The 12,241-nt window shown below is 52.1% G+C and carries 5 protein-coding genes and 1 pseudogene; 2 read left to right on the top strand and 4 right to left on the bottom strand.

All coding sequences use genetic code 11. The annotated features are described in order from the left end of the window. Positions 1 to 39 precede the first annotated feature (39 nt). Entirely contained in the window at positions 40 to 1,083 is a 1,044-nt protein-coding gene (apbE, locus tag AB182_RS07150; protein WP_047369487.1) for an FAD:protein FMN transferase ApbE, read from the bottom strand. A 113-nt stretch (positions 1,084 to 1,196) separates the two neighbouring features. Further along, positions 1,197 to 2,317 (bottom strand): annotated as a pseudogene (locus AB182_RS07145) (porin OmpC). Positions 2,318 to 3,161: 844 nt separating this feature from the next. Between AB182_RS07145 and rcsD the strand changes: the two are divergent. Together rcsD and rcsB are read left to right on the top strand one after the other, a co-directional pair. Beyond that, positions 3,162 to 5,831: a phosphotransferase RcsD gene (gene rcsD, locus AB182_RS07140; protein WP_082137019.1), complete on the top strand. Its 2,670-nt coding sequence runs from the start codon at positions 3,162 to 3,164 to the stop codon at positions 5,829 to 5,831. A 16-nt stretch (positions 5,832 to 5,847) separates the two neighbouring features. Further along, entirely contained in the window at positions 5,848 to 6,498 is a 651-nt protein-coding gene (gene rcsB, locus AB182_RS07135) for a response regulator transcription factor RcsB (RefSeq protein WP_039079923.1), read from the top strand. A gap of 34 nt (positions 6,499 to 6,532) precedes the next feature. Here rcsB and rcsC read toward each other — a convergent pair whose 3' ends face one another. Together rcsC and gyrA are read right to left on the bottom strand one after the other, a co-directional pair. Continuing rightward, positions 6,533 to 9,379: a two-component system sensor histidine kinase RcsC gene (gene rcsC, locus AB182_RS07130; protein WP_047369485.1), complete on the bottom strand. Its 2,847-nt coding sequence runs from the start codon at positions 9,377 to 9,379 to the stop codon at positions 6,533 to 6,535. Between the two features lie 113 nt (positions 9,380 to 9,492). Next, on the bottom strand, positions 9,493 to 12,126 hold the full coding sequence (gyrA, locus tag AB182_RS07125; RefSeq protein WP_047369484.1) for a DNA topoisomerase (ATP-hydrolyzing) subunit A: 2,634 nt from the start codon (positions 12,124 to 12,126) through the stop codon (positions 9,493 to 9,495). Positions 12,127 to 12,241: the final 115 nt, after the last annotated feature.

The raw sequence follows: 12,241 nt of genomic DNA, 5'->3' as shown, positions 1-12,241 counted from the left end.
GCACGATAGCCCGGACGAAAAAACCCGCATTCTTGCTGTCTAATTTTTCTCGCTGACGAGGAACGCCGAAAACTGCGGCGACATCCAGGTGGTGAATTTGTCGCCTTCGCGCATGATCATATAAACCGCCAGCCCCTCTTTGCGCACGACCTCCTGCGCTTTCGCCGTACCCAGCACCATCAAACCGGTATCCCAGGCATCGGCCTCCAGAGCTGTTGGGGCAATCACCGTCACAGAGACCAGATTGTGCTCAATGGGACGGCCTGTCTGCGGGTCAATGACGTGGGAAAGGCGTTTACCATCCAGCTCATAGTAGTTGCGATAGCTCCCGGAAGTACTGATGCCGTGTCCGTTAATATCCACCACCGCCTGCACGGCGTTTTCTTGATCGGTGGGTTTTTGTATCGCCACGCGCCAGGGATGCCCCTGCCCGTTCATACCACGGCTCACCAACGCGCCCCCCACCGACACCAGATAGCGTGAGATCCCTTCATGCTCCATCAGACGTGCAAGGTGATCGGCGGCATACCCTTCGCCAACGGTGGAGAGATCGACGAAAAGATCCGGCAGATCTTTTTGCAGGTACTGCTGATGCGCCTCGTTGATGACCTTAAGATGTTGTAAGCCGGTACGCGCTTTGGCCGCATCGATTTGCACCTGATCCGGCACTTTGTTCGGCTGCTTGTCCGGTCCAAAGCCCCATAAATTGACCAGCGGCCCAACGGTGATATCCATTGCCCCCTGCGTATGCGCTCCAACGCGCAATGCGATGGTGACGATATCTGCCATATCAGCACTCACCGGCCACGGTGCCAGACTGGCGGAATGGTTAAAGCGCATCAGCGCCGAATCGGGTTTCCAGGTTGATAACGCTTGATCGTCAGCATCAAGCTGCGCCTGGATTTTCTGCGTCAGGCTGTTCGCTTTCTCAGGACTTAACGCGATGGCGCTCACGCGCCAGAAGGTGCCCATCGTTTTGCCTTCAAGCACAGTGGGCTGTTCCGCCTGCGAGGCAGGGTTATCGCATCCGTTTAATAATGCGAGCGCAAGCAGCAGGCCTGCGCGCAGAAATGTCGTCGCCATCATCTTTTCCCTATCCGTTTTGCGCCGCAAGAGTACACCAAATTTACCGGTGATGAGATGGATTTAAGCCATAAAAAAAGGGGCCGGATGGCCCCTTTGTCGAGAATTGCTGCTTAGAACTGGTAAACCAGGCCCAGGGCAACAATGTTGTCGGTGCTGATACCAGCCTGACGAGTGAAGGTGTTGTCATCCAGCAGGTTGATTTTGTAATCAACATAGGTGGACATGTTTTTGTTGAAGTAGTAAGTCGCGCCAACATCAACATATTTCAGCAGATCCTGGTCGCCGAAATCAGTGGTGCCGTTGGTAACATCTTTACCTTTGGATTGCAGGTAAGCAACGGACGGACGCAGACCGAAGTCGAACTGGTACTGCGCAACCACTTCGAAGTTTTGCGCTTTGTTAGCAAAGCCATAAACGGTGCTGTTGCTCTGAGAGTTACCGAAACGGGTTGCATTGTAGGTCTGGGTGTACTGCGCCGCCAGGTAGATGTTGTTGGCGTCATATTTCAGACCACCGCTATACACGTCTGCATTGTCACCGCTGCCATAAACGCCAGCCGCATTCTGGTCGGCAGTACGTTTAGAGGTAGACATTGCAGCGCCTGCGCTAAAGCCAGCGCCCAGATCATAGGTCAGAGATGCGCCAAAGCCGTCGCCGTTCTGTTTCAGAGTGCTACGACCGGTAGTGTTTTCACCGCTGATGCTGCCGTTTTTACCCTGATACTGCAGAGCAAAGTTCAGGCCATCAACCAGACCGAAGAAGTCAGTGTTACGGTAAGTTGCAACGCCGTTAGCACGGGATTGCATGAAGTTGTCAGCGCCGTAGGTATCGCCACCAAACTCAGGCAGGACGTCAGTCCAGGACGTTACGTCATAGATCACGCCGTAGTTACGACCATAGTCGAAAGAACCCGCATCGCCGACACGCAGACCCGCAAAGGCCAGACGAGTCCATGCCTGATCGCTTGCGCCTTCAGTGCTGTTTGCCTGAACGTTGTATTCCCACTGGCCGTAACCGGTGATCTGGTCGTTTACCTGGGTTTCACCTTTGAAGCCGAAACGAACGTAAGTCTGATCGCCATCAGCACCTTTATCATCGGAGAAATAATGCAGACCGTCGACTTTACCGTACAAATCTAATTTGTTGCCGTTTTTATTATAAACTTCCGCTGCATTCGCTGCGCCCGCTACCAGCAGTGCTGGTACCAGGAGGGAAGTACTTTAACTTTCATGTTATTAACCCTCGGTTATATGCATTTTTATAGCCACCGCTCACTGATTAATCCTATTAATCAGCCTGCAAGTTCATTCTCCTTAAAAATACAGAATAATCCAATAAGAATATGATACGAAAACTTTGAAGATGTTTCATATTGCATTATAGATGTTTCAATTTGTAAATATCGGGGAACTTTTTTTAGCACAAATAGCTAAAGAATAAAGCACAAATAATCAAAATATAATTTAAGAACCAATAAAAACAATAAGTTACATGATTTACATGTTTTTAGCACTGATTGCAAAACCAATAAATTAATTCGGCACTAATATAATCCTCGCTATCATCATTAACTTTATTTATTACCGTCATTCGATTCTGAATGTCTGTTTACCCCTATTAGGACCGAATGCCTGGCATTCGGTTTTTTTTTACCTTTCTTTACGTAAAAGCATTTATTGCGTGCTAATCACAAAAAATCCTTAATGACTATTAAGTAAACAATATCCGTGCCAAAAAAGTCACAAAAAGATAATCCAATTCTTATTTTCTTGTTAATTCGTGCGATTTTTATCAGCGAAGCGGTAAATATTTGTACAGAAACGCATTAATTGTACATTTTTTAGCGTCTGGCTTATGCGCGTTTTTTTTCCTTCCTCATCAGGACATTTGCGCGAACGAGAGTCTGGAAATTCATTCATTACCCGATATACTGCCTGCTGTACACAGCTCTGCAACATCACACCGACAAGACCGCCGTCATTACTGGCAGGTTCTTACGGCATGGCAGCAACAGAGTCTCAGCGCAGACGCTGAGCCGTCTTCTGCAGTGTTGTCATTACGGGTTACACACACGAATGAGTCAATCGGACACCATGACCCCAGGAAAATTTTCGCTGATGCCGGGCAACCTTACCCGTTTCTTTCTTCTATTGATCATTGTCCTGCTGGTTACGATGGGCGTGATGATACAAAGCGCCGTTAATGCCTGGCTAAAAGATAAGAGCTATCAGGTTGTCGATATCACTCACGCAATGCACAAGCGCATTGATACCTGGCGCTACGCGACCTGGCAAATTTATGACAACATCGCGGCAGCGACCTCGGGAAACGCCAGTGATGGTTTACAGGAAACCCGTCTTAAGCAGGACGTTTACTATCTGGAAAAGCCTCGACGCAAAACGGAAGCGCTGATCTTCGGCTCCCATGACAGCTCGACGCTGGAAATGACGCAGCGAATCTCCACGTATCTGGATACCCTCTGGGGCGCGGAGACCGTTCCCTGGTCGATGTATTACCTGAATGGTCAGGACAACAGCATGATCCTGATCTCGACACTGCCACTCAAAGATCTCTCCTCCGGATTTAAAGAATCCACTATTGGCAGTATTGTCGATTCACGCCGCGCGGAAATGTTGCAGCAGGCTAACGCGCTGGACGAACGCGAGAGCTTCTCCGCCCTGCGTCGCCTTGCCTGGCAGAACGGTCATTATTTCACCCTGCGCACCACCTTTAACCAGCCCGGTCATCTGGCAACGGTTGTCGCATTCGATTTGCCGATTAATGATTTGATCCCGCCAGGCATGTCGCTGGACAGCTTCCGTCTCGATACGGATAACGCGCAAAATAATCTGCGCTCCACCGATAAAGAGAGCGCAGACAGCGTGACCATCAATTTCAATAGTTCGAAAATCGAAATTGCCTCTTCGCTCAACTCCACCGGCTTGCGTCTGGTCTGGCAGGTGCCGTTTGGCACGCTGCTACTGGAGACCTTGCAGAATATTCTGTTACCGCTGTTGTTGAATATTGGTCTGCTGGCGCTGGCGCTGTTTGGCTATACTACGTTCCGCCATCAGCCGGGCCGTCAGAGCGACGGGCTGGCCCCCACGGGGAACAGTAATGAGCTGCGCATCATGCGCGCGTTTAACGAAGAGATCGTTTCTCTGCTGCCGTTAGGCTTGCTGGTACATGATCAGGAAGCCAACCGCACGGTGTTGAGTAATAAAATCGCCGATCATTTGCTACCGCACCTCAACTTGCAAAATATCACCGCCATGGCCGATCAGCACCAGGGGGTGATTCAGGCCACTATCAATAACGAATTATATGAAATTCGCCAGTTCCGCAGTCAGGTGGCCTCACGCACGCAAATCTTCATCATCCGCGATCAGGATCGAGAAGTGCTGGTGAATAAAAAGCTCAAACAGGCGCAGCGCCTGTACGAGAAAAACCAGCAAGGTCGCGCAGCATTCATGCAAAACATTGCCGACGCGCTCAAGCACCCCGTCAAAGCCCTGGCAGGAGAGGCCGCAGCCCTGGGTGACAAAGAGGGGAACCAGCTTGCCGATCATGCCGAAACGCTGGCGAGACTGGTGGACGAGATTCAGCTGGCGAATATGCTGGAAAATGACAGCTGGAAAGGACAATCCACGCTGTTTTCCATTCAGGATCTGATTGATGAAGTAGTACCGCAGGTACTGCCTGTTATTAAACGTAAAGGACTACAGCTCCTGATCAATAACCACCTGCATGCTAAAGAGGAGCGTCACGGCGATCGCGATGCCCTGCTTCGCATTTTATTGCTGTTGATCCAGTACGCGGTGACGACGACACAGATTGGCAAAATCACCCTTGAGGTGAGTATGGACGAATCAGCGGAAGATCGCCTGACCTTCCGCATTCTGGACACCGGCAATGGCGTAAGCAACAGCGAGATAGATAACCTGCACTTCCCGTTCCTTAATTCCACTCAGAGCGATCAGTATGGTAAAGCCAATGCCCTCACCTTCTGGCTGTGCGATCAGCTGGCAAGAAAACTCGGTGGCCATTTAAATATCAAAGCGCGGGAAGAACTGGGCACCCGTTATTCGCTACATGTGAAAATGGCGGTGCACGCTCAGCATGAGGAAGCCGAGGAGAAATTGCTGGACGACGTGGTCGCCATGATTGATATCACCTCCAGCGAAATCCGTAATATCGTGGTTCGACAGCTCGAAAACTGGGGGGCAAGCTGTATCTCGCCGGATGAAAGACTATTAAGTCAAGAGTATGACCTGTTTTTAACAGATAATCCGTCTAATCTTACATCCTCGGGCTTGCTTTTAAGCGATGATGAGGTCGGCGTGCGGAAAATTGGCCCCGGACAATTGCGCGTCAACTTTAATATGAGTAATGCAATGCAGGAAGCCATATTGCAACTTATAGAAGAGCAACTGGCACAGGAAGACGTTATGGAGTCGCCTTTGGGGGGCGATGAAAATGCCGAGCTCCATGCCAGCGGTTATTATGCGCTGTTTGTCGACACAGTACCGGATGATGTTAAGAGGTTGTATACTGAATCGGCGACAAGCGATTTCGCTGCACTGGCTCAGACAGCACACCGCCTGAAAGGGGTGTTTGCCATGCTTAATCTGGTTCCTGGTAAGCAGTTATGTGAAACGCTGGAGCATTTAATTCGTGAGAAGGATGTTCCAGGCATAGAAAATTACATCAGCGACATTGACGCTTACGTCAAGAGCTTGCTGTAGCAAGGTAGCCCAATACATGAACAATATGAACGTAATTATTGCCGATGACCATCCGATTGTACTGTTCGGTATTCGTAAATCACTTGAACAAATCGAATGGGTTAATGTAGTCGGTGAATTCGAAGACTCCACAGCACTTATCAATAATCTGCCGAAACTTGAGGCCAATGTTCTTATCACCGATCTGTCAATGCCAGGCGATAAATACGGTGATGGCATCACGCTGATTAAATACATCAAACGTCATTTCCCTAACCTGTCGATCATTGTTCTGACAATGAACAACAACCCGGCTATCCTGAGCGCCGTGCTGGATCTGGACATTGAAGGGATCGTGCTGAAACAGGGTGCGCCAACCGACCTGCCGAAAGCGCTGGCGGCATTACAGAAAGGGAAGAAATTTACCCCGGAAAGTGTTTCCCGCCTGCTGGAAAAAATCAGCGCTGGCGGCTATGGCGATAAACGTCTGTCCCCGAAAGAAAGCGAAGTATTGCGTCTGTTTGCCGAAGGTTTCCTGGTCACCGAAATCGCCAAGAAACTGAACCGCAGTATCAAAACGATCAGTAGCCAGAAGAAATCAGCCATGATGAAACTGGGTGTTGATAACGATATCGCCCTGCTGAATTACCTCTCCTCAGTCACCCTGACCCAGACCGAGAAAGAGTAATCTCGACTACCCCGGCTCCCGCCGGGGTTTGTTTTTATCGCCGCGCTTTTCTTACTCGCGCGCTATAAAGCGCCAGCGTCTGTTTCAGCACATCCAGCGTGACCGGCTTCGACAGGCAGCTATCCATCCCCGATTCAAGACAACGCTGCTTCTCTTCCGCCAGCGCATTCGCCGTCACGCCGATAACCGGCAGGGTCATCCCCAACTCGCGGATACGTTGCGTCAGGCGATAACCGTCCATATTCGGCATGTTAACGTCGCTCAGCACAATATCGATGGCGTTCTTGCTCAGGACATTCAGGGCATCTACGCCGTCATTAGCTGTTTTGCACTGATACCCCAGCGAGCCAAGCTGATCCGCCAGCAGACGGCGGTTAATGGGGTGATCGTCAACCACCAGAATCATCATGTCGTCATTTCGCGCCTCGGCTGCGCCCGGCGGCGGCAGCGCGGCAGTGACTTCCGGCACCACCACCTCAACACGGTGAATACGCCCAAGGATCGCAATCAGGTCATGCGGCGATGCCACACTGACCAGCCATTCATTTGGCGCGCGCTCCAGCGGAATACCTATATGGCGACGGCAGAACAGGACGGCGGCACGCCCGCTCCAGGAAGTCGGCAACTCATCGTCTGTAATAAAGGTGTCGTTTGCTCCCAACGGGCGGCCATCATAGCGCTGGGTCTGAATACCGTTATGCGCCAGCAAGGTTTCCAGATAACTGTTAAGAAACGCATTGCGTACCGCCAGCCAGCAACAGGTATTCGCCAGCCCATCAACATCCGCAGGCGCAAGCTCAACGGCGTCATACAGCGGAATACGAATAGTAAACTGGCTACCCATACCCGGCTCGGTATCGACGCTAATATCGCCGTCCATCATGTTGATCAGTTTTTCGCAAATTGCCAGCCCCAGCCCGGTCCCCTGGAAGTTACGTTGCACCCCGGTGCCGACCTGGAAGAAGGGGTCAAACAGCCGCACCACTTCTTTGCCCGGGATCCCTACGCCGGTATCGCGCACGCGAATACTCAGATAGTGCTCATCCCGACGGACATGGAGAATAATGCAGCCTATATCGGTGAATTTGATCGCGTTACTCAGCAGGTTGGAGATGACCTGTTGCAGACGCATCGGATCGCCGTTCAGCGTGGCGGGCACATCCGGCTCGATAAAACAGTACAGGCCGAGCTGCTTGCGTACCACCAGCGGTGCATAGTTGGCCGCAATGTGGCTCATGACTTCACGTGGGGAAAACTCACGCGGCTCAATTTTGAGTTGTTCAGATTCGATTTTCGAGAAATCGAGAATATCGCTAATGATTTTCAACAGCAGACTGGACGAGTTATTCATCGCCGTTACCAGGCGGTCAACGCCCTTCGGCAACTCTTTGGTCTGCAACAGATCGAGGTTACCAATAATGCCATACAGCGGCGTGCGCAGCTCGTGGCTGACGGTGGCCAGGAACATCGATTTTGACTGGCTTGCCTGCTCCGCCGCCTGCGCCATCTCCTGTAACGACTCTTCCATTTTGACGCGCGCAGAGACATCCACCAGTACGCAAATGGCCACGTTTTCATTGCGATAGCGGGAGTGGACGAAGCTTATTTGCAAATTGGTATTGTTGCTGGTCAGGACATCCACAAAGTTCACCTGCTGTCCGCAGATAATCTGCGTTAGACGCTGGCGGTCTTCATGGGTAAGCATATTCAGGTAGTTATGCGCCAGTTCATTACTCAGAATGTTGGTGCCATCCTGAGTACGTAAAATGCAGATGCCCACGGGCGCCGAGGCGACGATTTTACGGTTAAACTGCTCGTGTTCTTCCAGACGCTGGGCGTCCGTTTCCGCCGGAATAAAAATTCGCCGCTCATACATGCGTGCCAGGGTAAACAGGGCAACCCCCACAAGGATGTTAAGCAACACCGCATTGAGGATCAGCATACGAATACGCTCAAGTACCATATCCACCGGCACCGAGTAGACAATACTTAGCGGCGAAGGCGGCAGGCTCTTTTTGAGGATAAGATCATGAAAGCCTGAGGTGTAGCCAAACCAGGATCGCAGTTGCAGCCAGCGCGGGTCCACTTCGATACGGTTTTCCGCACCCGTCAGAGAAATCAGCGCATGCCCACTTTCATCAATAATGGTCACGCCCATCGGCAGGCTGCCCGGTGTGAAGAAATTCTCCATCCGAATGGATTGTTCCGTCCCCAGCAGCGCCTGCAGACGATTACCCAGATAAACTGGCGTCAACGCATAAAAATAGCCCACCCCTGGACGTGGCCCCTGACTCATCCAGTAGAGATTGTTGCCGCGCTCATCCTGCGGCGCGTTGCGGTATTTTAGAATGCGCTCATGCAGACTTTTAAGTGTATCGTCGCGTTCGACCGGCACATCACGCAGGCCAAAATCCGCCACACAGAGATTTTCGCTACCAATCAGAAATACGCGGTTCAGGTCGTACGCCGCCGAGAAGTTATCCCGCCAGTAGCGCATGAACCACGCCAGGGACTCCAGAGAACCACGCCAGGCGGTGCCCATTTTCGAGCAGTCGGAATCGGGAAATAGCGGCTGAAAATCGGGCACATCGGTTTTCGCATCCAGCCCACGAGAAGCAAGAATTCCGTTTTCTGCCGTCAGACGGTTTTCCGCGATGTATTTCAGCTCTTTCATGACATCAGAGGTACGCTGAATATACCGCTGCGCCTGATCGGCGCTGAGGTTGAACTCCTGGCGTATTTCCGACTCTTTATCACGCAGCGCGTTGACGATGTAGAACACCGAAAAGAGAGCAATTAGTAGCCAAAGCACCAGAGCCAGTGCGCGGAAAAGATAGCGCGAGACTTTCAGAGTGCTACGAAAAGAGACGAGGTATTTCAACCTGGGGAAACTCCGCCATGAGGGTGTAAAAGTGACTGAGGTTAAAGTAGCGGTAAAATGCCGGTGCCGCAATGGCAAAGAGAAAGGGCCGGAAAACCGGCCCTCAGCACAGATTACTCGTCGGCGTCGTCGTCAGCGGCACCATCGTCAACTTCCGGAGCGATTTCATCATCTCCTTCCGCGACGCTGCCATCAATGGAATCGAGTTCTTCGTCATCCACCGGCTCGGCCACACGCTGCAGACCGACCACGTTTTCGTCCTCAGCGGTACGGATCAGAATCACGCCCTGGGTGTTACGCCCTACCACGCTGATTTCCGACACGCGTGTACGCACCAGCGTACCTGCATCAGTGATCATCATGATCTGGTCGGTATCAGTTACCTGTACCGCCCCCACCACGGAACCGTTACGTTCGGTCACCTTGATGGAAATAACGCCCTGCGTACCACGTGATTTGGTTGGGTACTCGGTTTCAGCCGTACGTTTGCCGTAGCCATTCTGCGTCACGGTGAGGATTGCCCCTTCGCCACGTGGAATGATCAGCGAAACGACTTTGTCCTCGCCTGCCAGCTTGATACCGCGAACGCCTGTTGCGGTACGTCCCATCGCGCGAACGGCGTCTTCTTTGAAGCGCACCACTTTACCGGCGGCAGAGAACAGCATGACTTCGTCCTGCCCAGAGGTCAGATCGACGCCAATCAGTTCATCGCCTTCATTGAGGTTAACCGCAATGATCCCGGCAGAGCGCGGACGGCTGAATTCGGTCAGCGCGGTTTTCTTCACGGTACCGCTGGCGGTCGCCATAAAGACACTCACGCCCTCTTCGTATTCGCGAACCGGCAGAATGGCGGTGATGCGTTCATTCGCCTCCAGCGGCAGAAGGTTGACGATCGGACGACCACGCGCCCCACGGCTCGCTTCCGGCAACTGATACACTTTCATCCAGTACAGACGACCACGGCTGGAGAAGCAGAGGATCGTGTCGTGGGTGTTGGCCACCAGCAGACGATCGATAAAGTCTTCTTCTTTAATCCGCGCGGCAGACTTGCCTTTACCGCCACGACGTTGTGCTTCGTAGTCAGTAAGCGGCTGGTATTTCACGTAGCCCTGATGCGACAGCGTGACCACAACATCTTCTTCGTTGATCAGATCTTCGATGTTGATGTCGGCGGTGTTGGCCGTGATCTCAGTACGACGCTCGTCACCGAACTGATCGCGAATTAACTCCAGCTCTTCGCGGATCACTTCCATCAGACGATCGGCGCTACCCAGAATGTGCAGCAGTTCAGCGATCTGCTCCAGCAGCTCTTTGTACTCATCGAGCAGTTTTTCATGCTCAAGGCCCGTCAGTTTCTGCAGACGCAGATCCAGAATTGCCTGTGCCTGCTGTTCGGTCAGGTAGTATTTACCGTCACGAATCCCGAACTCCGGCTCCAGCCATTCAGGGCGCGCGGCGTTATCGCCCGCACGTTCCAGCATGGCGGAAACATTGCCCAAATCCCACGGCTGCGCGATCAGACCGGCTTTCGCTTCCGCCGGGGTCGGCGCACGACGAATCAGTTCGATAATCGGATCGATATTCGCCAGCGCCACGGCCAGCGCTTCAAGGATATGCGCACGGTCGCGCGCTTTACGCAGTTCGAAAATAGTACGGCGCGTCACCACTTCGCGGCGGTGACGCACGAACGCGGACAGAATATCTTTCAGGTTCATGATCTTCGGCTGACCATGGTGCAGCGCTACCATGTTGATGCCGAAGGAAACCTGCAGTTGGGTCTGGGAGTACAGGTTATTCAGAACCACCTCACCCACCGCGTCACGTTTGATTTCAATCACGATGCGCATCCCGTCTTTATCAGACTCGTCACGCAGCGCGCTGATACCTTCAACGCGTTTGTCTTTTACCAGCTCGGCAATTTTCTCGATCAGGCGTGCTTTGTTCACCTGATATGGAATTTCATGCACGATAATGGTTTCACGACCCGTTTTCGCGTCAGCTTCCACTTCGGCGCGGGCGCGAATATAAATTTTGCCACGTCCGGTACGGTACGCTTCTTCAATACCACGACGGCCATTAATAATGGCGGCGGTCGGGAAGTCCGGCCCTGGAATATGTTCCATCAGCCCTTCAACGCTGATGTCTTCATCCTCGATATAGGCCAGGCAACCGTTAATCACTTCCGTCAGGTTATGCGGAGGAATGTTGGTCGCCATCCCGACGGCAATACCGGAAGACCCGTTCACCAGCAGGTTCGGGATCTTGGTCGGCATTACATCAGGGATTTTTTCCGTACCGTCGTAGTTGTCGACGTAATCAACGGTCTCTTTTTCCAGATCGGCCATCAGCTCATGGGCAATTTTCGCCAGACGGATTTCCGTATAACGCATTGCCGCCGCGGAGTCGCCGTCAATAGAACCGAAGTTACCCTGACCATCAACCAGCATGTAGCGCAGTGAAAATGGCTGAGCCATACGCACTATGGTGTCATACACCGCGTAATCACCATGGGGATGGTATTTACCGATTACGTCACCAACGACACGGGCAGATTTTTTGTAGGCTTTGTTCCAGTCATTGCCCAAGACGTTCATGGCGTAAAGTACGCGACGGTGAACCGGCTTTAGACCATCGCGGACATCTGGCAGCGCACGGCCAACAATGACCGACATAGCATAATCCAGATAAGAACTTTTCAGCTCTTCCTCGATGTTGACCGGTGTAATTTCTCTCGCAAGGTCGCTCATCTAACCGCTATCCCTCTACTGTATCCCGGATTCAAAGGTCGCAAATTATAACACAACCGTAATGAATCAGGTAAACGGAAAGACCCCGCAGGGCGCTTTATTAGCGCCAGCAGAC

Source organism: Phytobacter ursingii (genome assembly GCF_001022135.1).
Taxonomy (GTDB): Bacteria; Pseudomonadota; Gammaproteobacteria; order Enterobacterales; family Enterobacteriaceae; genus Phytobacter; species Phytobacter ursingii.
This window is presented reverse-complemented; position numbering and strand designations above follow the sequence as displayed.

Coding starts and splice junctions, on each gene's coding strand:
- apbE (WP_047369487.1), bottom strand. CDS start 1,083: ATGGCGACGACATTTCTGCGCGCAGGCCTGCTGCTTGCGCTCGCATTA.
- rcsB (WP_039079923.1), top strand. CDS start 5,848: ATGAACAATATGAACGTAATTATTGCCGATGACCATCCGATTGTACTG.
- gyrA (WP_047369484.1), bottom strand. CDS start 12,126: ATGAGCGACCTTGCGAGAGAAATTACACCGGTCAACATCGAGGAAGAG.
- rcsD (WP_082137019.1), top strand. CDS start 3,162: ATGAGTCAATCGGACACCATGACCCCAGGAAAATTTTCGCTGATGCCG.